19 protein-coding genes are annotated in these 22,741 nt (G+C 52.7%); 9 read left to right on the top strand and 10 right to left on the bottom strand.

Annotated elements, in window-relative coordinates; genetic code table 11:
* Nucleotides 1-35: 35 nt before the first annotated feature.
* Complete coding sequence (locus tag FED52_RS01480; protein WP_138858671.1) at nucleotides 36-218, bottom strand: hypothetical protein; 183 nt, start codon at nucleotides 216-218, stop codon at nucleotides 36-38.
* A gap of 88 nt (nucleotides 219-306) precedes the next feature.
* Here FED52_RS01480 and FED52_RS01475 point away from each other — a divergent pair, with 88 nt between their 5' ends.
* The 4 genes from FED52_RS01475 to FED52_RS01460 all read left to right on the top strand — a co-directional run bounded on the left by FED52_RS01475 (nucleotide 307) and on the right by FED52_RS01460 (nucleotide 4,124).
* Nucleotides 307-642 carry a hypothetical protein gene (locus FED52_RS01475; protein ID WP_138858670.1) on the top strand — a complete coding sequence of 112 codons (336 nt, stop codon included), beginning with the start codon at nucleotides 307-309 and terminating at the stop codon, nucleotides 640-642.
* Nucleotides 643-732: 90 nt separating this feature from the next.
* Entirely contained in the window at nucleotides 733-1,803 is a 1,071-nt protein-coding gene (locus FED52_RS01470; RefSeq protein WP_138858669.1) for a GGDEF domain-containing protein, read from the top strand.
* 146 nt (nucleotides 1,804-1,949) lie between these two features.
* Nucleotides 1,950-2,474 carry a hypothetical protein gene (locus FED52_RS01465; RefSeq protein WP_138858668.1) on the top strand — a complete coding sequence of 175 codons (525 nt, stop codon included), beginning with the start codon at nucleotides 1,950-1,952 and terminating at the stop codon, nucleotides 2,472-2,474.
* Between the two features lie 322 nt (nucleotides 2,475-2,796).
* Nucleotides 2,797-4,124 (top strand): IS3 family transposase gene (locus FED52_RS01460; protein WP_138858667.1). Its coding sequence is split into 2 segments (ribosomal slippage): nucleotides 2,797-3,196 and nucleotides 3,196-4,124, totalling 1,329 coding nucleotides; the frame shifts between segments, so codons are not numbered across the junction.
* Between the two features lie 59 nt (nucleotides 4,125-4,183).
* On the opposite strand, the gene cydC is transcribed toward FED52_RS01460, so the two are convergent.
* From cydC to arcA, 8 genes are all read right to left on the bottom strand, one after another.
* Nucleotides 4,184-5,899, bottom strand: a complete 1,716-nt coding sequence (gene cydC / locus FED52_RS01455; RefSeq protein WP_138858666.1) for a thiol reductant ABC exporter subunit CydC — start codon at nucleotides 5,897-5,899, stop codon at nucleotides 4,184-4,186.
* Nucleotides 5,896-7,620, bottom strand: coding sequence for a thiol reductant ABC exporter subunit CydD (cydD, locus tag FED52_RS01450; RefSeq protein WP_029594560.1), 1,725 nt, complete (start codon nucleotides 7,618-7,620; stop codon nucleotides 5,896-5,898). Before cydD ends, cydC begins: the two co-directional genes overlap by 4 nt.
* 124 nt (nucleotides 7,621-7,744) lie before the next feature.
* Nucleotides 7,745-8,434, bottom strand: coding sequence for a Crp/Fnr family transcriptional regulator (locus FED52_RS01445; RefSeq protein WP_029594559.1), 690 nt, complete (start codon nucleotides 8,432-8,434; stop codon nucleotides 7,745-7,747).
* Nucleotides 8,435-8,563: 129 nt separating this feature from the next.
* Complete coding sequence (locus FED52_RS01440) at nucleotides 8,564-10,906, bottom strand: glycoside hydrolase family 31 protein (RefSeq protein ID WP_029594558.1); 2,343 nt, start codon at nucleotides 10,904-10,906, stop codon at nucleotides 8,564-8,566.
* Nucleotides 10,907-11,085: 179 nt separating this feature from the next.
* Nucleotides 11,086-12,048, bottom strand: a complete 963-nt coding sequence (arcC, locus tag FED52_RS01435; protein ID WP_138858665.1) for a carbamate kinase — start codon at nucleotides 12,046-12,048, stop codon at nucleotides 11,086-11,088.
* Between the two features lie 15 nt (nucleotides 12,049-12,063).
* The gene (gene arcD / locus FED52_RS01430; RefSeq protein ID WP_138858664.1) at nucleotides 12,064-13,539 is read right to left on the bottom strand and encodes an arginine-ornithine antiporter; all 1,476 of its coding nucleotides are present in this window, start codon (nucleotides 13,537-13,539) and stop codon (nucleotides 12,064-12,066) included.
* A gap of 53 nt (nucleotides 13,540-13,592) precedes the next feature.
* On the bottom strand, nucleotides 13,593-14,621 hold the full coding sequence (gene argF / locus FED52_RS01425; protein WP_138858663.1) for an ornithine carbamoyltransferase: 1,029 nt from the start codon (nucleotides 14,619-14,621) through the stop codon (nucleotides 13,593-13,595).
* Nucleotides 14,622-14,637: 16 nt separating this feature from the next.
* Nucleotides 14,638-15,867 (bottom strand): arginine deiminase, encoded by a 1,230-nt coding sequence (gene arcA / locus FED52_RS01420; RefSeq protein ID WP_138860253.1) that lies wholly within the window; start codon nucleotides 15,865-15,867, stop codon nucleotides 14,638-14,640.
* A 341-nt stretch (nucleotides 15,868-16,208) separates the two neighbouring features.
* Between arcA and mgtE the strand changes: the two genes are divergently transcribed.
* Nucleotides 16,209-17,567, top strand: coding sequence for a magnesium transporter (mgtE, locus tag FED52_RS01415; RefSeq protein ID WP_138858662.1), 1,359 nt, complete (start codon nucleotides 16,209-16,211; stop codon nucleotides 17,565-17,567).
* A gap of 145 nt (nucleotides 17,568-17,712) precedes the next feature.
* Entirely contained in the window at nucleotides 17,713-19,494 is a 1,782-nt protein-coding gene (locus FED52_RS01410) for a solute:sodium symporter family transporter (RefSeq protein WP_138858661.1), read from the top strand.
* 39 nt (nucleotides 19,495-19,533) lie between these two features.
* Here the strand turns inward: FED52_RS01410 and FED52_RS01405 are convergent, their stop codons facing one another.
* Entirely contained in the window at nucleotides 19,534-20,436 is a 903-nt protein-coding gene (locus FED52_RS01405; RefSeq protein ID WP_138858660.1) for a sensor domain-containing diguanylate cyclase, read from the bottom strand.
* 156 nt (nucleotides 20,437-20,592) lie between these two features.
* On the opposite strand from FED52_RS01405, the gene FED52_RS01400 reads away from it, so the two are divergent.
* From FED52_RS01400 to FED52_RS01390, 3 genes are read left to right on the top strand one after another with little or no spacing between them, the layout of a single operon-like run.
* The gene (locus FED52_RS01400; RefSeq protein WP_138858659.1) at nucleotides 20,593-21,609 is read left to right on the top strand and encodes a serine hydrolase domain-containing protein; all 1,017 of its coding nucleotides are present in this window, start codon (nucleotides 20,593-20,595) and stop codon (nucleotides 21,607-21,609) included.
* Entirely contained in the window at nucleotides 21,606-21,992 is a 387-nt protein-coding gene (locus FED52_RS01395; protein ID WP_138858658.1) for a GNAT family N-acetyltransferase, read from the top strand. Before FED52_RS01400 ends, FED52_RS01395 begins: the two co-directional genes overlap by 4 nt.
* Before the next feature lie 11 nt (nucleotides 21,993-22,003).
* Nucleotides 22,004-22,708 carry an SDR family NAD(P)-dependent oxidoreductase gene (locus tag FED52_RS01390; RefSeq protein WP_138858657.1) on the top strand — a complete coding sequence of 235 codons (705 nt, stop codon included), beginning with the start codon at nucleotides 22,004-22,006 and terminating at the stop codon, nucleotides 22,706-22,708.
* Nucleotides 22,709-22,741: the final 33 nt, after the last annotated feature.

Genomic DNA, 22,741 nt, shown 5'->3' with positions numbered 1-22,741 from the left:
CAACAAAAAACGAGAACCACGAACGTGTTCTCGTCTTAGTCTTCCTCGACCTGATTCATGTGCCGCATCACTAAAAATAAGATGACGCCGACGATAAGCGCCCCGAGCACGGTCAACGCCATATTCCCTCGAGCCGATAATGTATAAAAGATGGCCAACCCGATCAAGATGAGCGCGATCGGAATGAACGCTCGCTTAAAATGATCCCAATACCGCACGGACAGTCCCCCTTTTTTTCTATCATACCAAATTTGTTTGCTATGATAGAGAGGAAGATGATGTTTCATTTCGAAGGAGGCACTTAGTATGGAGGTTGAACGGTTATGGGCCAATCGCCCGACACTGATGTGGGAAGACCGGATGAATGAAGGCGATGACGTGTATACCGTCGAGATCATCTTTGCCGTTGACGCCGCGCTCCGACGGTACGTGACCGCATTGACACATGCAGACGGGACGGAAGTAAACGTGTTAACGGCCGTCCGCGACGTCGTATTGCGTTTAAACGAAATTGATGAAGAACACGACCATTTCATCGAGACGGTCGAGCGTGAGGAATTGTACGACTTCATACAAGCCGGTGCCGTTCTAGCTGGTTATGAGACAACAGAAGACGTGACGGAAGAATGGCGGGAATGGTGAACACATTCCCTTCATTCAAAGAGCGTCAACTTGATTTGAATATGCTAAACTGAAACTAATTATTTCCATTTCACGTTAGGGGATGCGTTCATGCTCACAATCATCAACTCATTTTTTCTGAATCTGTGTATCCTGTTCACGTTATTCACGATTTCGTTTCTCCCTTTCCGCAACCATCCACGACTCACACCGAAATCGCCGTTGAAAGGCAGAATCCTGCTCGGCGTTCAAACCGGGGTCGTCGCCTTGATTTTACTGGCGAACGCACTGCCGCTTGAAGGTATCCTGATTGATTTGCGCTCCATACCAATCTCACTTGCCGTCCTGTTCGGTGGATGGGTCAGCGGAACGGTCGCAGCCGTCATCTTTTTGACCGCCCGATTTTTGATGGTCACCGATGGCGCATATATCGGTTTTTATTTGGCCGTCTTGACGATGATCGGGCTCGTCCTTCCTATTAGTCTATTGCGACTCAAACTCGATAATACTCGCAATACGCTACTCACTTTCACGACAATCAGTGTCGCTGTTTTCGGTGCCGCCATCTATTACGCGTTACCGCTTCAATTGTTCTATCCCGTTATCTTTGCCTACGTCGTGATGGCATACGGCGGTGCCTATGCAGCTTACCGGTTACTTCAAGAACTGCGCCGTCACTTTGAGAACGTCCAGCACCAGCAACAACTTGCCCGGACGGACGCACTGACCGGCATCGCCAACCGGCGTCTATTAAATGAAGCCATGGCCAACCTGAACGTCGAGGCAAAAGAGTACGCGTTGATCCTTGTCGATATCGATCATTTCAAGCGCGTGAATGACACGTACGGCCATGACGTCGGCGACGACGTATTACGTGAACTCGGCATGCTACTCGTCGCCGAGAGCGAGGAACGACATCTCGTCGGTCGCTTCGGTGGAGAAGAATTTTTAATCATCATGCCGAACGCCAATCGAGATGAAGTGACTCGCCTCGCTGAATCTATACGAGAAAAAGTCTCGACGTTCCCGTTCGAGACGAGCGCGGGGACGCTCCATATCACCGTTTCGCTCGGGGCCTGCCATTCGAACGATATCGAAGTCGACAGCGTGTTGAAACATGCCGACGAAGCGTTATACCACGCAAAGGAATCGGGACGAAATCGATTCATTCTGGCGTCGTAAAGCGCCTCATGTTCGCAAAAGATTGCGATTTTCCGCAGTTTTCCCGCTTTACTTTCAACTAGTGAATCGGTACACTAGGCTAGACTTTGATTCGACTATCCTTACAGTGATCATAGATTTGGACAGAAAAAGGGGAAACACATTTCATGACAGTATTGTTATCACTATTCGGTTTGATGTTTGTGGGATCGTTCATCCTCGACTATCAACGTGGCAAGACGTTCCGGCAGTCGCTCTTCGGGGGAGTCGATACGATGAAACGGAACTTGTTTATCTTTTTACGCACGTCCCTCTCGATGATGATTTTTATCGGTCCGCTCCTACTCATCTCCATGTTCGCCTTCTCAGAACTCGTATCGTTCGAGACGGTCGCCGCCTTCATGATTGCCGTGCTCAGCATCGGGTTCGCGGAACGCATCATCGGGATGATCGTCGCACCGCTCGTCCGGACGTTCTGGCACCAACGCGGAAAATTAATGCCGCTCTATCTTGATGCAGGTCTTTACATTTTCTTGCTGTCGATTCTCATCCTCGAGTTCTTGATGAACATTCCAGGTGTTGAACTCGGTGCTTCTGCCATCGCGGTATTTTATGCGTTCGCGCTCTTCTATACTCGTTACTTGTTCAGCTTACTTCGCTTCACGCTTCGCAAGGGCGTACCGTCGAGCTGACAACAATCCGCAAACAGTTTGGTTTGCGGTTTTTTTGTACATTTTACTAATTGACAATGAGAATCGTTATCACTTATACTTTAGTTGTAGCTCCCAAAGCTTGACGTAAACGTTCCCCAAACCAATACGTCACGTGGATTCCCCTCCACGACACTCTTTTTGAAAGCAATGCGACAACCCCCATTTGTTGCACCCAAATTTGCCATCCAAAAAAACGAGCGGCTCTCCGTAAACTGTACCCTGAGTAGTAGACACTAAAAAAAAGTCTACTGCTCAGGGTTTTTGTGTACACTGGACTAAATCATATTGGGAGTGAATTCGAGTGTCGAAGAAGATATTTACGTCAAAAGAAATAGATGCGCTAGCCGCAAATCCTTACGTTAAATCTGTGAGCCCGAAAGGGATCACGTATACCGATGAGTTTAAGGAACTTTTTATAGCACAGACGTTGGAAGGAAAGTTCCCTGTGGAAATCTTCCGGGGATGTGGATTCGATGTGGAGGTACTCGGTGAACGGCGTATGAGTTCTTGTAAAAATCGTTGGACACGAGCTTACCGAAAAGATGGGGTAATGGGGCTGCGCGATACACGATCAAGTAATTCAGGACGTTGGAGAGATAAAGAGCTGTCGACAGAAGAACGGTACGCGAAGCTCGAGGCCGAAAACAAACTGTTGAAAGCAGAGGTCGAACTATTAAAGGAGATCCGCCTGGCGGAAGGGAGAGGAAAGCTGGACTTAACGCATCGCAAAAGTATGAGCTGATTCAAGGTGTCATCATCAAGCACAAAATGAAGGGGATGGTCAGCCATCTCTGCCAGGTGGCCGGGGTGTCACGTCAGGGATACCACGCCTATTTCTCGGAACGGAGGAGACAGACCAGACAGGAGCGCGAATCGAAAGACGTGGCTCTTCGTGACCTCGTTCTGAAGGCGTTCCACTTCAAGAAGCGCAAGAAGGGTGCTAGGCAGATCAAGATGGTGCTGTCTGGTCATTTCGGTGTGACGATGAACCTGAAGTGTATCCGACGTATCATGCGGAAATACAACATCGTGTGTCCAATCCGCAAGGCGAAGCCATACAAACGGCTCATTAAGGCGACGGCCGAGCACCGGGTGGTGCCGAATCGCCTCAAACGCGAATTCAAACAGGGCACTCCCTACAAGGTGCTTCTCACCGATATCACCTACATATTTTACGGGAACGGTAAGCGAGCCTATCTTTCGACCATCGTGGACGGTTCGACCAATGAGGTACTGGCGCATCAACTCTCTGAGAACATCAATCTCGACATTGTATTGGATACGTTGAAGCGTTTACGGAAGAACCGGAGGATTCGCTTGGACAAGGACGCATTCATCCATTCAGATCAAGGAGGGCACTACACGAGCCCGACCTATCAGAAAGAGGTGAAGCGTATGAAGCTAGGTCAATCCATGTCCCGACGGGGCAACTGTTGGGATAACGCTGTCCAGGAATCATTCTTTGGACATTTCAAGGATATCGTCGAGTTAAAGGCCTGTACCACGTTCGATTCACTACAGCGTGAAATCCGAAAAACCATTAACTATTACAACCATCATCGTTATCAATGGAACATGAAAAAGATGACTCCCGTACAGTACAGGAATCATCTCCTTGAATCAGCATAAGTTTTTTTATTAATGTCCTTTACAAGGGGTACAGATTACCGACGGAGCCGCTCGTTTTTTCATGCAAAGATATCTTGTTCGATTTGTTTCAAGCCATAGAAGACACCGTGTGCCTGCATCAGTTCATCATACGATCCGGTCTCGACGATGCGTCCGGACTCCATGACGATGATGTGATCGAAACGTTCGAGCCCAGTCAGACGATGGCTGACCATGACGAGCGTCGCTTCATCGGCTTGACGCAAAATCTCGGCGAACACGTCCGCCTCGGTCCGCGCATCGAGGGCCGATGTCGCTTCGTCAAGTATCCAGAGCAATCCATTCTTCAACAAGGCTCGGGCGATGGCAAGACGTTGCCGCTCGCCGCCCGATAAGTTCGTCCCTTTCTCAAGGACGGGCTCGTCGAGCGAGAAACCGAGGCGGACACTCGCGAGTGCCGCTTCCATCTCAGCGTCCGAGAAATTACCGGCGAGCTCCAAGTTCTCTCGCACCGTCCCGAAGAAGAAGTGGTTCTCTTGAAGGACGACGCTGGCTTCACGCCAGACCGATGCTTGGGTCACATTGTCCAACCGCTGTCCATTCAATCGGATCTCACCAGACTCAGGTCTGACAAAAGCGAGCAACAGTTGAAGTAGTGTCGATTTCCCTGAGCCGCTCGGTCCGACGATAACGGTCTTTGAACCGCCTCGTAACGTCACGTCGACGCCGCTCAGCACGTCACGGAACGTGTCCGGGTAGCGATAGCTCACGCGTTCGAACGATACGTCAGGTGCTGTCTCGAGCGCTACGTCGGTACGGGCCGACTCGGCAGCGACAATCGCTTCACTCGGCTCGACCACTTCGAGCAGTCGATCGGCCGCTTGCTTGCTGTCAGCAAAGTGGCCTGGGAAGACTGCCATCGGTGTCGCGTTCTCAAACGCGGTGAGCGACATCATGATGAGCATGGCCAAGAAGAGGCCATTTAATTCCCCGTCGACGACAAGATAGGCCCCGATGGCCAAAACACCCCATGAGACGAGTAAGGACGCCGCCACGACGAGCGAGGAGTTGAAGAACTGGTTCGTCACATCTCGTTTTTGGGCATCGGCGTAGCGGTCGCTCTGTTCAAGCAGTTCGTTGCGCGTTTGACCAAGCCGATGGTGCAACAACAGGTCGCGATAGCCGTACATCATCTCCGTCATCCCACTCGACAGGTCTCCTCGCAAGGTACGGAGTTCCCGGTCATGCTTGGCACGGACACGGGCGAAGAAGGCCGGGATCAAAAAACCGGTCACGAAGACGCCGAACAAGATCCAAACGCTGACCCAGACCGAGAAGTATGTGACGAAGAAAATCGTGCTCAAGAAGACGAGTACCAAGATAATCGGCGGATAGAACACCCGTAAAAAATAGTTCTGCAAGCTCTCGACGTCACCGACGACGCGAGCGAGCAAGTCCCCACTCCGATATTTGGCAAAGATGCTCGGGACGAGCGGCTCGAGTTGACGATAAAATCGGACCCGGAGTTCGCTCAAAATCGTGAACGTCGCCCGGTGCGAGGCGAGACGCTCCTGATAGCGCGCACTCGCCCGAATCACACCGAACAGTTTAATCAAAACGACGGGCACCATGAGCGCATACAGCGGCGGCACGAGCCCAGCCCGTGAGACGAGGTATCCGCTCGCCGCGAACAAAGCGACGGCTGCGATGCCAGCGACATAACCAAAGAAGACCGAGAGGATGATATCCTTTTTCTCTCGCATCATCCATTTCGTGATCGTCCAAAGGGAATTCATCCTCTCACCCCTTTCTGTAGCGTGAATAAGTCAGCGTATTGCGGAACGCTGAGCAGTTCGTCATGTGTGCCTTGGGCGACGAGACGCCCTTCGTCCATGAACCAAATCGCATCGGCTTGTTTGATCGTATGCAGACGATGCGCGACCGTGACGAGCGTTGACTCACGTGACAACTCATCGATTGAGCGCCGAACGATTTGTTCGGTCACTAAATCAAGTCCGGTCGTCGGTTCATCGAACAAGATGATGCCGGGACGTTTCAAGAAGGCCCGGGCCAAGGCGAGCCGCTGCCGTTCGCCTCCGGATAAGCCGTAACCCCCTTCACCGAGTTCGGTATGAAGACCGTTCGGCAACTGAGCGATGACATCGTTCAACCCGGCTGCCGTCGCCGCCTCGAGAATCTTCGCTTCGTCCGCCGCCTCACCGAGGGCGATATTATCGGCGACGGTGCCGGCGAACAAATACGGATTTTGTGAGATATAGCCAATCGTGTCATACCATGACGTATCGGTGTACGTCTCGAGCGGTTCACCGTCCACGAGGACACGTCCGCTGTCAGGTTTGACGAGCCCCGATAACACGTTCAAGACGGTTGTCTTCCCGGACCCGCTCGCCCCGACGAGCGCCACGTGGGCACCGGCAGGAATCACGCCGCTTAAAGGCTGGAGCGTGAAACGCCCCCCTTCATAGGCGAATGATGCTTCGTCGAGCTCGAGGTCGGGTGTCCGGCTCGTCAACGTCCGGTCGCCCCACTGCAGACGTTCATCCGGTGCGTCGAGCGCCTCGAAAATACGATCGGCCGCCCCCATGCTGCCGCGTCCGGTATGGAACGCACCGCCGAGGTCTTTGATGGCCAAATAGTATTCCGGAGCCAAGACGAGAATCAAAAAGCCGGAGAAGAACGTCAAGTTCTGCCAGACGACCATTTGCAGCGCCACTTCGAGCGCCACGACCCCTGTGCTGAGCATCGAGATGAACTCGAGCATGAGACCCGACAAGAACGCCGTCTTCAAGACGACCATCGTCGCGTCGCGGAAGTCGAGACTGCTCTTTTCAATCGCTTGCGCCTCACGCTCGGTCCGACCGTAGAGTTTCAATGTCGTCAATCCTTGCAACACGTCCAAGAACTTTCCGGAGAACTGGTTCATCTTCTCCATCTGTTGTTCGGATTTTTTCTGCGTCGCAATCCCGATGATAATGAAAAAGATTGGGATGAAGGGCGCCGTCACCATCATGATGACGCCCGAGATCCAATGTTGGCTGAAGACGACGACGAGAATGAGCAGCGGAATGATCGACGTTTGAATGACTTGCGGCCAATATTGGCTGAAGTAGGCGTCGACTTCATCGACCGCGTCCATGAAGACGCTGACTTTCTTTCCGGACTGGCCGGACAAAGATGTCTCGATCGGATTCGATGTATAACGGTCAAGCAACTGCAACCGGAGTGTCCGTTTCGCTTTCTCCGCTAGACTAGCTCCGATTCGTCCTGACATGTAGCCGAACAAAGCACGCGTGACGAGGGCGAGAATGAGCCAGCCGAGCGCCGGGATGATGCTTTCAAACGATGCATTTTTTAAAAAGACCTGGTCGACGATATCGACGATTAAATACGCCTGCGCCAAAATCGACAATCCGATCATCACCGCGGCGATGACGAGTCCGACGATATGGCGTTTTTCAGCTAAAGCGAGAGCTTGCAGTCGTTTCACTGCGTTCATCCTTTCTATACTATCCAAAACTTTTCTTTGTGAGGATTCTCACTAATTATAACTGATGCACACGACCATGGCGAACGCTTCGCTTAGCCAGACATGCAAAAGACGCCGCGTATATCACGTGGCGTCATACGGTCGACTGTTCAAAGTATTCGGGATGGCCAATCATCAATTCACGCGCATCGAAGTGAAGCACCTCTTCTTTTCGTAAGCGCGACAAGATGTTCGACACGGTCTCCCGTGACGTGCCGGATAAGCGTGAGATTTCAATCGTCGTGAACGGACACCGGACGCGAACCCCCTCTGCTTCCGGTTCCCCGAGGTCTTCAATCAAGTAATGGATCGTGTTGAGTACGCGTTCGGTCGCACTCGGAGTGATGATGTCCTGCACCCGTCGTTCGTGCAAGTCGAGAATCCGATTCATCTGTCCGACGATATGGAGTAACATCGACGCGTTCCGAGAGACGAGTTGTTCGAATCGGTCCGTCGGCATATAGATGACCTCGATATCGGTCAACGCCTCCGCCGAATGTTGATAATACGGTTCCGTCATCAAGCCGCGATACGGGAACAGTTGCTTCGGTTTCAAGTAGTCCGTATATTGATGGGTCGCCGTCTCGTTGTTGCGCTCGAGCTTCACGTAACCGCTGATTAAAAAGTAGACGCGCTCCCGAGGATCGCCTTCCATGAATAAGAGCTGTCCTTTCCGGTACGTTCGACAATAGACATGGGGCAACAGTGCCTCGAGCTCACGGGCGGTACATTTGGTGAATACATCGAGTTGCCGCAAGTCGTCTACGGTCCATTTCGGTTTCATGTTGAACCCTCCAATCTATCTTGCCTCTCCTTTTAGTATAGTTGGATTCAATTTGAAAACGCTTACAAAATCCAACGATTTTCTGACAAAAAAAGAGGGGCTTTCACCCTCTTCGTCACAGCACGTTATTCAGTCGAGCATCAACTCCATGATCGCATCTTGCAGGTCACGGTCGAGTTCAAGCGCGTGCAAATCGAACAGCCATGCCTCGAGCCGCGTCTTCGCTGCCGCCGATCGATACAACTTGTCTTTTAAATCATAAGAAATCTCGGCGCGGTCCAAGAAACGATACAAACGATCGAGCCGGTGATCGTTTGCCGTCAGTTCGACCGGGAGCGACACCGTCATCTCTTCATCAATCGGACCGAGTTCGAGGCGCAGTGTCTGGGTCTCTCGATTGTATTCACCAGAACCGGTCACACCTCGGAGGAGTAACGTGACGTTACGGTCAGACGGCAAGACGGTCCGGTCACCTGTAACGTGAATGTGGAGTTTCCGTTCCTCCCAATCAAGCGTGAACGTCGTCTCAGCGTAAGCACCCGTCTCATAGTCACGGTCCGACCCGTTGTCTTCATAGAGCGTGAACGTATTCGACGCGCCCGGGAAGACAAGAACTTCCAATTCGAACGGGTTATCCGTATCGTTACGGCCCGAGTAATGCCGTGCCATCGGGATGATGGCCCCTGCTTTCGCGAACACTGCTTGTTCGTCAAGTCCCCGGAACACCCGAACCGACTTCTCTCCCGCATAGCGATGACCGGTAAAGAAATCGAACCAGTCACCTTTTGGTAACCAGACGTTCGTCGCTGCGACGTGGAGCTGTTTATTCATCGGCTCGACGATCGGAGAGACGATGAGCTCACTGCCGAAGTAGTATTCGTTCGGTACTTCATACGCCGCGTCCTCATCCGGATGTTCATAATACATCGGTAAGATGAGCGGCAAGGCACCCGCGTGGTTCCGCCAGTTCATCGTATAGATGTACGGGATCAATTGATGGCGCAGACGCAAGAACGTCTTCATCGACCGCTCCGCCTCGAGACCGAAGCGCCACGGCTCCTTCCCGTTGAACGTACTGAACGTCGAGTGCAGGCGCATAATCGGACTGAACACACCGAACGCGACCCAACGTGCGGCGAGCTCATCGTCTTTTGAACCTCGGTAATGCCCACCGATATCGTGACTCCACCAACCATAGCCGATATTGGAAGCCGTCGCCGTAAAGTACGGCTGGAACGCGAGCGACGCCCACGAAATCAACGTGTCTCCCGAGAAACCGACCGGATAGCGGTGACTGCCCGGGCCCGAATAACGGGAGAAGATGATTGGTCGATCACCATCCCGGGCGATGTCGGCCGCATGATAGTGGTTCAGCATCCAGAGCGGGTCGAGCCCTTCCATTTTCGACGTCGAGCCTTGTTGCCAGTCGATCCACCAGAAATCGACGCCGTCGTCTTCATGCGGATGATGCATCTGCTCGAAATAGGCTTGAATGAAGCGTTTATCGGAAAAGTCGAACGGGATGCGGTCGCCTTGGGACGGATCGATGCCCATCGCCTCGGCCATCGCCACATATTGGTCTTCGAACGCACGCACGCCATCCGCCGGATGCAAGTTCAACGTGACGAGCAACCCTTCTTGCTTGAGCCACGTCAAGAATCCTTTCGGGTCCGGGAACAAGTTCTTATTCCATGAGTAGCCCGTCCATCCGCTCCCGTATTCTTCGGGGACGTCGGTGACGTGCCAATCCATGTCGATGACGCTGACCGAGAACGGGATGTCCTCTGTCTTAAACCGACGCATGAGTTCTTTATATTCCGTCTCGTCGTAGCGCCAATAGCGGCTCCACCAGTTGCCGAGCGCTTTTCGTGGCAACAGCGGCGTCGGGCCGGTCAATTGATAGAAGTCACGGAGTGCACGCTTATACTCATGCCCATACCCGAAGTAATACAAGTCATGGATATGTTTACGCCGCGGTTCGACGAAACGGTCCTCGGTCATGATGAACGAATCAGAGTCATCGATGACGGCATACCCTTGTTTCGAGGCGATGCCTTCACCGAGTTCGGTCGCCCCGTCGACGTGGTCGAGCGTTCGCGCCGTCCCTTTCAACGTCCGCTCCGGTCCGTTAAACGTATAGCGGCTATAATACGTACTGAAGTTCCCTTTCACGTCGACGTAAAGCGTGTTCGGCGCGAACGGCCCTTTCGTGTAGTAGAGGTGGACGTGCTCCGTGATGATTTGCAATTCCGTCTCATCCTCAATCACGCGAAACTCTGGGACTACGAACGCCCGGTTAAAGACGACTTGGGTCGGCCGGTCTTCGAACACCCCATCCTCGGCATACTCCATCCGAATCAGTTGGCTCGTCAGTACCGTGAAGCGATAGCAGCTCCCTTGGACGATCGCTCGATCATCTGCCTGCGGTTTCATTTGTTGCGTATAGACGTTCTCCTCTTCAAATAGACGCATAAGCTCGAGCGTTGCCGCTCTTCGTCACTTCCCTTCTAAATTGTGCAAACGTTTACACTCAAAATGATAGCAATGTCTAAATCGACATACAACATTCCTTCCCCATGTCGGGCCATAAAAAACGACGAGCAGCCAATTCAGGAAAAAAGCCACAGACGCTGATGTCTGTGGCGTTGAGCTTATTGTTGGAGCGTCGCGGCGAGTCGGACGCGCGTCCCGACCTCACCTCGGACCGCCGCAAGGGCTTGTTCGAGCGACGTGATGACGGCAACCCGGTCGTGTCCTGATTCGGCGAATTGAAGGGCGGCCCGAACTTTCGGCAACATGCTGCCCGGTGCGAACTGGCCCTCGGCGATATACGTCTCGAGTTGTTCTTTCGTCGTCTCCTCGAGCGCCCGGGCCGACGGTGTCCCGAAATCGACGAACACGTGCTCGACGGCCGTCAAGATGAGGAGCATGTCGGCGTCGACGAGATCGGCGAGTTTCGCAGCGGCAAAATCTTTATCGATGACCGCCTCGACGCCGACATAGCCATCGGCTGTATCGATGACAGGAATCCCCCCGCCGCCAGAGGCGACGACGATGTGCTCATGGGCGACGAGGTCACGGATGACCGCGTGTTCGAGAATCGCCACCGGAAACGGGCTCGGGACGACGCGGCGATAGCCGCGACCGGCGTCTTCTTTGAACACATAACCGGTCGTCCGTTCAAGCTGCTGCGCTTCCGCCTCGTCGTAGAAGGGACCAATCGGCTTCGTCGGGTGACTGAAAGCACTATCGTTCGGGTCGACGACCGACCGCGTGACGATCGGTGCGACCGAACGTTCCAAACCGCGCGATCTCAGAGCTTTCGTGAGGGCATTCTCGAACCAATAGCCAATCATCCCTTGTGTCATCGCCCCGCAAACGTCGAGTGGCAAGGCCGGCGTCGCCGGACTATCTGACGCAGCCTGTTGCAACATCAAATTCCCGACTTGCGGCCCGTTCCCGTGGGTGATGATGACCTCAATCCCTTCGGCGACAAGCGCGGCCAGAGATTCAGCCGTCGCCTCGACGGCTCGAATTTGAGCCTCGGCCGTCGCATCTTTTCCTTGTTGAATCGCATTTCCACCTAGTGCGATGACTACTCGTTTATTCCGCATATTGGTTTCCCCCGATCAAAAGACTGAGATATTTCCTGAGACGATGCGCACGACGGCCAAGATGGCGAGCGCGGTCAAGACCCCGGCCACGATCCATTCCGTCTTCGTCAACGTCTTGATGCCGTTCTCACGTTGCGCCTTGATATAGAGCAACGTACCTGGTGCGTACAGTAAGGTCGTCAAGAGCAGATAGTCGATTCCAGCCGCATAGATGAGCCAAATCCCGTAAATCGAGGCGACGGCTCCGATGATGAGGTCGCGGGTCCGGCGTTCACCGGCGTTATAGCCGATGCCGTTCTTCGCGACTTTGACTTGATAGAAGGCCGAGAAGACGTACGGGATCAAGATGGCGCTCGAAGCGAGCGAGAAAGCGAAATTATACGCCGCATCCGAGAACAGGAACGTGAAGAGGAACAGCTGGATCAATCCGTTCGTGAGCCAGAGTGCGTTGGCCGGCGCGCTGTTTTTATTCTCTTTCGTGAACCATTTCGGGAACACGCCGTCTTTCCCGGCCACGAATGGAATCTCGGCGGCAAGTAACGTCCACCCGAGCCACGCCCCGAGGACCGAGATGACGAGACCGCCGTTGATGAGCATCGCGCCCCACGGTCCGACCGCCGACTCGAGCAAGTACGCCATCGCCGGTTGCGAGGCGTTCGCCACGTTCTCTGGATTCATGAGACCGAGCGACATGACCGAGATGAGCAGATAGATGATGAGCGTCCCGAGCAATCCTATGACCGTCGCTTTCCCGACGTCCGAGCGCTTGCGGGCCCGTCCGGATAAGACGACCGCCCCTTCGACCCCGATGAACACCCATAGTGTGACGAGCATCGTCGAGACGACCTGGTCTCTCACACTACCCCATGAGAAACCACCCTGGCCCCAGAAATCGAACGTGAAATTATCGAGGTTGAAGAAGAATAAGGTGATGGTGATAAAAGCAAAAATCGGTACGAGTTTCGCGATCGTCGTGATGATGTTGATCATGGATGCTTCATGAATGCCTCGTAAAATGAGCGAATGAACGAGCCACAGCATAATCGAGGCGCCGATGATGGAGGCGATGTTTTGACCGCCTTCAAAGATTGGGAAGAAATAACCGACCGAACTGAACAGGAGCGTCGCATAGGCGACGTTACCAAGCCATGCGGAGAGCCAGTAGCCCCACGCCGAGTTGAACCCCATGAACTGACCGAAGCCGGCCCGGGCGTAACTGTACACCCCTCCGTCGAGGTCTGGACGACGCATCGTCAAATTTTGAAAACTGAGACCGAGTGCGATAATCCCGATTCCGGTGATGACCCACCCAATCAAAATCGCCCCCGCGTTCGCACCTTGGGCCAAATCGGCCGCCAAGTTGAAGGCTCCCCCGCCAATCATCGAACCGACGACGAGTGCCGTCAACGCCCCGAGCCCTAATCGTCGATCCTTTTTCTCCGGTTGTACGCCAGCCGTTCCACTTGAGTCATGCGCTATTTTCGTAGACATTGAACTCATCCCTTTCGTTTAGTACGAACCGGAGGGGAAACCCCTCCCGTCCGTCAGCGTTCAAGCCATTCGTTCGTGTCGGTGAGCGTCGCCGCCATCACCGCTTTAATCGTGTGCATCCGATTCTCCGCCTGATCAAAGACGAAGGAATGACGACTCCGGAACACCTCGTCCGTGACTTCCATCTCGGTCAATCCGTACTCCGCATAGATCGCCCGGCCGACTTCGGTCTCCAAGTCGTGGAAGGCAGGCAGACAGTGGAGGAACATGACGTCCGGATTATTCGTCTTCATGAGCATGTCCATGTTCACTTGATACGGGTGAAGCAGTTTGATGCGCTCGGCGAACTCGGCCTCTTCGCCCATCGACACCCACACATCGGTGTAAATCACGTCGGCGTCGGCGACCGCTTCGTCGATGCTTTCGGTCAACGTGATCTTCGCCCCGGTCTCAGCAGCGACCGAGCGGGCAAAATCGACGACTTCATCCGACGGCCAAAGCGATTTCGGTGCACAGATACGCATGTCCATCCCAACTTTGGCACCACCAATCAAGAGTGTGTTGCCCATATTGTTGCGTCCATCGCCGACATAGACGAAGCGAATGCCAGACAACTCGCCTTTCTGCTCTTTGACGGTCAAGAAGTCGGCCAAGATTTGCGTTGGATGATACAAATCCGTCAAACCGTTCCATACCGGGACGCCGGCGTCTTTGGCCAGCCCTTCGACCGTGTCATGGGCGAAGCCGCGGAATTGGATGCCGTCAAACATACGCCCGAGCACGATTGCCGTGTCGCGCACCGATTCTTTTTTGCCAAACTGGATATCCGATTTCCCGAGGTATTCCGGATGCATGCCTAGATCGATGGCCGCCACGGTGAACGCACAACGCGTCCGCGTCGAAGGTTTCTCAAACAACAGCGCCACGTTCTTTCCTTCACAGATTCGATGCGGGACGCCTTGTTGCTTTTGACGTTTGAAGGCGGCCGATAAATCGATCAAATAGTTCAACTCATCCCCTGAAAAATCGTTCAATGATAGAAAATGACGGCCTTTCAAATCAAAGTTGTACGTTGTAGACATGCTCGTTTCCTCCTCGTTAAATGTCTTTGCGGATAATCGGACAGCTCATGCAGCGTGGGCCCCCACGGCCACGCGACAATTCACTCGACATGATTTCGATGACTTCGACGCCCTCAGAGCGAAGCAACTCGTTCGAGACGTAGTTGCGGTCGTACGTGACGACGACGCCTGGAGCGATCGCGAGTGTGTTCGACCCATCGTTCCATTGCTCGCGGGCAGCGGCAATCGGGTCCCCGCCCCCACATGGGATTAAGATGATCTCATCGAGACCGAGTGCGGCTTTCAACACGTTCAACAGATCCGTATGCTGCGTGATGTGAAGTTCGCCTTCAGCGTTCAACGTCAGTTCAAAGATATTCATCTTGCCTCCTGGACCTTGGATGAACGGATGAATCGTGAACTTGTCATGGTCGACCATCGTGAAGACCGTATCGAGATGCATGAACGCACGTGACTTCGGAATTTCGATGGCGATGACTTTTTTGAATGTGCCGCCGTTTTTCAACAAGTTGAGGGCGACCCGTTCAATCCCTTGGGCCGTCGTCCGCTCGGAAATCCCGATGGCGACGACTTCCTTCGACAATACGAGCTCGTCCCCACCCTCCATCGCGAAGCGGTAGTCGCGGTCCGACCAAATCGGGATGTCATGTTTCGCGAATCGTGGGTGATAGCGCATAATATATTGCGTGAACAACGATTCACGACGACGAGCCGGCTCTTTCATCCGGTTGATGGATAGCCCGTTCCCGATGGCTGCCGCCGGGTCACGGGTGAAGTATAAGTTCGGCATCGGATCGAGATAGAACGGATACGTGTCCTCAATCATCTCGTGTAAGTGGCGCCGTTTTTCGGGCTTAATCTCGGACTTTCGAATTCCGGCCATGACGGTCTCAATCAACTTTTCATTGTCGTAGGCGAGCAAATACTCTTTCAGCGTCTCGTACGAACCGTTGATATTTGATTTGGACTCTGACAAGATATCAGCGACGAAACGTTCACGGACACCCGGCAACGACAACGTCTCAGCCATTAAGTTTTCGAGATAAAGCACTTCGACGCCTCGATTTTGCAGCACGCTCGCAAAGTAGTCGTGTTCTTTTTGAATGACTGGAAGATGGGGAATGTCGTCAAACAGGAGTCGTTCCAAATATTCCGGGGTCAAATTTTCGAGTTCGCGTCCTGGACGTTTTAAAAGGACGGTCCTGAGTTCACCAATTTCTGAATACACGTGGATCGGATGTTTCAGCGTAGTATCCCGTGCGGTTTGTTGATCCGTCATCGATATCATCTCGCTTCCTCCTTGTGATTCGGGTGTGTTGCTACCCTTACATTATCAACTTACCCATTTCCACGATGGGCAAGTCCGACGTTTGGACTGTGGTGGATTCCACACTAAAGTGCATAGACCATGACGTGACATGAATGAACAATCACTCGAGAAACGGTGTGGCCCCTCGAATCGAGAGAAAGTGACGTATACATGCTGTATAGATTGTGAAAAAAATTCATAGCTTTTTTTGATTTTGTTTGAGACCGCTCAAACTCGTGACATAATATAGACAAATGATGTGAAAAGGAAGTGAGTCGATGGCAATCGAACGTACAGAACGCGCCCGTCATGAAGCCCAAGTGACAGCGCTCATTCAAAAAGGGGACCCGGTCGATTTCCGCGACGTGTTCCTCACCCTCCACCCTGGTGAACAGGCCGACCTGTTCATCGAACTCGAACGTCCGGCCCGTGAGTTCGTCTATGAGGCGCTGTCCCCGGAAGAGTTTACTGACCTGTTTGAAAAGCTTGAGCTCGATGAGCAGGAACAGTTCATTCAAGAGATGCCCCGTCCGTTCGCCGTGCGTGTGTTGAACGACATGTTCTCGGATAACGCCGCCGACTTGATGACCGAGCTCCCCGATGATTTCATGAACGAACTGTTCGAGTTGATGGACGAGACCGAGGCGACCGAGGTCAAAGACTTGATGCGTTATCCGGACGATACGGCCGGTGCCATCATGACGACCGAATTCATCGTGTTGAAGGCGGACAAAACTGTTGGCGCGACGCTCGAAGACTTGCGCGAACTTGGACCGGAAGCTGAGACGATTTATTATCTATATGTCATCGATACGAACGGGCGCCTCGTTGGCGTCGTCTCGCTACGCGATTTGATCGTCTCCCCGCTCGACGTGCAAATCGCGGACATTATGGGCCGGCGTGTCGTGTCGGCCCACGTTCTCGCCGACCAGGAAGACTTGGCCCGGACCGTTCAAAAGTATGACTTACTGGCCTTGCCTGTCATCGACAGCGAGGACCATCTGCTTGGAATCATCACGGTCGACGATGTCATGGACGTCATCGAACGCGAGACGACCGAGGACTTTGAAGAACTGTCGGCGACGAAAGGTTCGTCTGACATCAACATGGGACCGGTCGAGGCGGCGATGAAACGGGCGCCATGGATTATCAGTCTCATGTTCCTCGGGATGATCACCGCGTCGACGATCGGTGGTTTCGAGGACACGCTTGAAACGATCGTCTTACTCGCCGTCTTCATGCCGCTCGTCATGGGTTCGGCCGGTAACGCTGCCACCCAATCGCTCGTCGTCGCCGTCCGCTCGATTGCGCTCGGCACAATCAATCGAAAGAACGTGTTGAAGATGATTCGCCGTGAGTTCGGGACGGGGCTATTGCTCGGTCTCGCCTGTATGGTCGTCATCTTCGGCGTCATCACCGTCCTCTATGACAGTGCCTTAATCGGTATGATTGTCGGTCTGTCGATTTTTGCGTCGCTCAGCGTGGCGACCATCGTCGGGACACTCGTGCCGCTCCTCATCAATCGATTGAAACTTGATCCGGCCGTCGCGTCGGGTCCGTTCATCACGACGGTCGTCGACAATCTCGGCTTAATCATTTATTTCACGGTCGCGACTTCGTTGCTTCGCTTTTTTTGACACCTGACCTCTCAGGTGTCTTTTTTTGTTGTGAGGTTTGTTACAGTTCTTTTACAAAAGAGAAAACGGGAAATAATCATACTTCGTGAAGGGTAGTTATGAAAAAGTACTTATAAATAAGAAGAGATTGAGGGAGGGATATTCGTTGACCATTCAACAAGTTGTTTACATATTAATCACAGGGGCCTTATTCATGGGGCTCGTCGCTTACGTGTCTTATCGCATGACGAAAGGGAAAGTCGAGAGTGCCGACGACTACTTCTTGGCAGGACGGGGGCTCACCGGTATCTTTATCGCCGGATCGCTCTTATTGACGAACTTATCAGCCGAGCAGTTGATTGGCTTAAACGGGCAATCGTTCGCCGACAACATGTCGGCCATGGCTTGGGAAGTCACGGCCGGAATCGCCGCCATCATCATGGCGCTCTTTTTACTGCCACGTTTTCTCGGAATCGGTATTTCGACAATCCCTGAATTTTTGAGCCAACGGTATGACGAGGACGTCCGCCGCTTGACGGTCCTGTTGTTTTTGTTCGGCTATATGTGCGTCACGATTCCATCGATGCTCTACTCAGGCGGCTTGGCCGTCCTACAACTGTTTGACGTACCGGAATTACTCGGCATCAGCTTCGAGCAGTCGCTCTGGCTCGTCATTTGGTTCATCGGGATTATCGGAGCGGTTTACGCCATTTTCGGCGGACTCCGCGCCGTCGCCGTCTCCGACACGTTGAACGGAATCGGCTTGATCATCATCGGTTTCCTCGTCCCGACGCTCGGCTTCATCGCGCTCGGTGACGGCAACCTCGTCGATGGGATGAAGACGATTGCAACCGAGAATCCAGAGAAACTGAACGCAATCGGTTCAGAGAACGATTCCGTCCCGTTCTTGTCCATCTTCACAGGGATGATTTTTGCGAACTTGTTCTACTGGGCGCTCAACCAATACGTCATCCAACGGGCACTCGGAGCGAAGAACTTGGCCGAAGGTCAAAAAGGGGTGCTTTTCACCGGCTATTTGAAGTTGCTCGTCCCGATTTTCATGTTGCTCCCGGGGATTATCGCATTCCATTTGTATGGCACGAACGTCGACAAGGCCGACCTCGCTTATCCGAGCTTGATTGCCGACTTGTTGCCGATGTGGCTCATGGGCTTTTTCCTCGCCGTCTTGCTCGGTGCCGTGTTCAGCTCGTTCAACTCGCTGTTGAATAGTATCGCTACGCTATTCGTGCTCGATATTTACAAACCGAAGTTCAAACCGGACGCATCAGACAAAGACTTGATTCGGGTCAGCAAATGGTTCGGGACGTTCGTCGCGCTCGTCTCGTTCTTCGTCGCTCCAAACTTGATGTATGCACCGGACGGCCTTTGGGACTTGATTCGCCGTTTCACCGGCTTCTTCAACATCCCGATTCTCGTCATCGTCTTAATCGGGATGCTCGTGAAGCGGGTGCCGCCGATCGCCGCGAAACTCGTCATCGGCTTCCACGTCGTCACGTATTACTTCCTCGTTTGGGGAACGGAGCAGTGGTTCGGCTTCGACCTCGGCATTAACTTCATTCACATTTACGGGATTTTGTTCGTCCTCGAGACGGCCATCATGCTCGTGTTCGCGAAAGTTCGTCCGATGCAACACATCAATCCGATTCGCATCGACCTCGGTCGCGTCAAACCTTGGCGCCATGCCATCTCGACGTCAATCATCCTGATTGCTTCGATGGTGTTCGTTTACTTCGTCTTCTCACCAATCGGTCTCGCCTACGCGGACGGGATCGTGTCGAGCTGGTTCTGGCCAGCGACACTCGCTTTGGTCGCGACGACGAGCGGGCTCGTCTGGACATCGTATCGCTACTGGTTGCCGCGTTATGAGGCATACTTGAACAATCTCGATACGACAGACACCGAGCGTGAAGAAGCGATGGGTGAATAATATATTTAGACAAACAGACACGTTCCTTGCTGATATCTTTTAGCAAGGAACGTGTCGACTTGTCTTACTTCTATTCTTCTGTTCATACATGTTTTGATCCGCTTGATCATACAATTTCTTGAAATCGTTTAACTGTTCCTCCCAAGCTGCACCGACAGCGGCTGAAATGTCATTCGATTCAAACACGCTTCTAATGGAAACCGTCAAATCTAGCAATTCATCTTGTTGTAGTTGATCAATTAATACAACAAATTCGTCGCCTCCAATCCGATAAACGTTTGTGCTTAACCCTTGCAAGAGGAGTCCCGTTTTCTGAAGTAACTGATCACCAGCCGAATGACCTTGATGGTCATTAATTTTCTTCAAATCATTTAAATCGATGACTATCAATCCTACTTTTTTAAAAGAAAGACGATCAATTGTTTCGTTAAAGGCACGTCGGTTCAAAACCCCAGTGAGTTCGTCATGACGGCTCACATATTCTAACTCCTCACGTTTCATTACAGCCGCTTCTACATTCCGAATGATTCCTTGTACAGCTACAATCTCACCATTTTTATAGATTGGGGTTGTGTATTCTTCAAAACGTAAGTAACGACCGTCATTAGTGCGCCAACGTTGCGAGATAGCCTCATCGTAACTCATCTTTCCTGAAACTTTATTCATGAGAAGTTGATAATCATCTGGGTGAATACGACGAAAACAATCATCTGGATTTTCATAGTTTTCCGCTACAACACCCTCACCTAAATACAAATCAAGGGAAGGACTTATGTAACGAAAACGAAACGTCGGTTTGACTTCAAATATATAAATGACATCTTTAACGTGGTTACCGAAATGTGCAAAGGCTCCGTCCACCTCTTTACGTGATTGAAGTGTCTTCTGCGCAACAAGTACCAAAATCAATCCAACTAATAAACCTAACCAAAATTGTTCCATGTTTTCCCGCTCCCCATCTAAACGTACTATTCTATCGTATCATGTTAGCGAAACGCCGCCTGTACCTTTTCCATTATTTAGGTTAATGTTTAAATGTAACGTTCATTTGTTGATGAATGTAAACTTAAACTTAAAATTAGAAGTTGGAGGTCAACCATGAGTCCTGACTGGTCACGCTATGAAGTTTCATCTACTTTTTCTGGATCGGCGCTCGTCATGCGACAAGACGACATCCTGTTCGAACTTCAGCAAGGCTACGCGAATCGGGCCGAACAAATCGAAAATCAAACGTCGACCCGCTTCGGCATCGCTTCGGGCTGTAAGCTGTTCACAGCGATTGCCATCTGCCAGCTCGTCGAACAAGGAAAATTGTCGTTTACGTCGACACTCCGCGAGAGTTTGGACATCGACTTCCCCCGATTTGACCCAGCCGTGACAGTTGAACAGTTGCTCACCCACACGTCCGGCATCCCCGACTATTTCGACGAGTCTGTCATGGACGATTTCGAGGAATTGTGGCGACAGCGTCCAATGTATCACATCAGGCAGCTACGTGACTTTCTCCCGATGTTCCAGCACGAACCGATGCGACAAGAACAGGGCATGTTCCAATACAATAATGCCGGGTATATCCTGCTCGGCCTCATCATCGAACAAGCGAGCAGGTTGACGTTCTCGGACTATATCGAACGATTCGTGTTCAAACCGGCCGACATGACCGATTCGGGGTACTTCTCCCTCGATGCCTTACCAGCGCACACGGCGCTCGGGTATATCGACCACGCGGACGGCTCTTGGCGGACGAACCACTATTCGATTCCCATAAAAGGCGGCGCGGACGGCGGTGCGTTCGTGACGGCACAAGATATGGCCAAACTTTGGAACGCCCTGCTCGCTCATCGCCTACTTGATGAGGAGATGACATCACGACTGCTGACTCCTCATGTGAAGGTAAACGACAAAGGCGTACATTATGGCTACGGTCTGTGGATTCAATTGGACGCGAATCGACACGTCTTCAAATATCATGTCATGGGTTATGACCCCGGCGTCAGTTTTCATTCTGCTTACTACCCGGCCACAGACATCGTCTCGGTCGTCTGTTCGAACGAGTCAGACGGGGCGTTCGACCTCATGAAAGTCATCGAACAGAAAGCAGGTGTGTCTTCTTGAATATCCGCCCATACGAAGAACGTGACTTCGAACAGATTCAAGCGTTGAATGAAGCGGAAGGTTGGAGTCAACTCGTCCGACAACACGAGTTGACGAAACAGGCGTGGCGGCAATCGAACGTCGCCTATGTCGTCGAGTCAGAAGGACAGGTGATCGCCTACTTGCGTGGATTGACCGACACGACCGTGAGCCTGTACGTGTGCGAACTGCTCATCGCGGCCTCGCACCGTCGCCTCGGGATTGGCGAGCGACTGCTGTCACACGTGCATGCGCTCTACCCCGAAACGCGCCTCGAGATGCTCGCGAGCGCTTCATCCCACACGTATTACGAGAAATTGAATTTCCGTCCGTTTTACGGATATCGGAAGACGATTCACGAATAGGAGGAACTGCCATGAAACTAGCTATTGTGACCGGTGCATCGCGCGGCCTCGGCCGTGCCATCGCCGAGGAATTATTGAAGCGTGATTATGAGGTCGTCAATTTTTCACGGACGCAGGCGACCGATGCCTCGTTCCGTCACGTCAAGGTCGACTTAGCCGATCCGACAAGCACACTGGCCGCGATTGGACAGATGAAGCCGCTCATCGAGACGGCAACGTCCTTGCTCGTCGTCCAAAATGCGGCGTTGATTGAACCGATTCACCGGGCCGGTCAAGTGGATGATGCGCAGCTTATCGCCCACGTCCAAGCCAACCTGCTCGCCCCGATGCTCTTGACGAACGCGGTGCTCGCGTACGACTTGCCCGTCTCGCTCATCCATGTGACCTCAGGGGCCGCCAAGCGCCCCATCTCGGGCTGGAGCGCCTATTGTGCGACGAAAGCCGGGCTCGACCATTTCACGGAGACGGTCGCCCTTGAATTGACCGGGACGGACGACAAGGTCGCCTTGTTCAATCCAGGCGTCATGGACACCGCGATGCAGGAAAGCATTCGGACCTCGTCAGAAGACGCGTTCCGTGACGTTGAACAGTTCCGCTCCTATGTGACGGAAGGACGATTGCGCACCCCTGAGACGGTTGCCCGCATTTTGGCGAAACACTTGCTAGACGAGCCGTTCGAGAATGGCAAGACGTATTCGGTGTATGACCTAGACTGATTTTTCACCTGGTATAAAATTCAGCCACCCTTT

Origin of the sequence: Exiguobacterium mexicanum (assembly GCF_005960665.1) — a bacterium.
In the GTDB taxonomy this organism is placed as follows: Bacteria; Bacillota; Bacilli; order Exiguobacteriales; family Exiguobacteriaceae; genus Exiguobacterium; species Exiguobacterium mexicanum_A.
The sequence above is the reverse complement of the archived record's forward strand: the minus strand, read 5'-3'. Positions and strand labels throughout refer to the sequence as shown.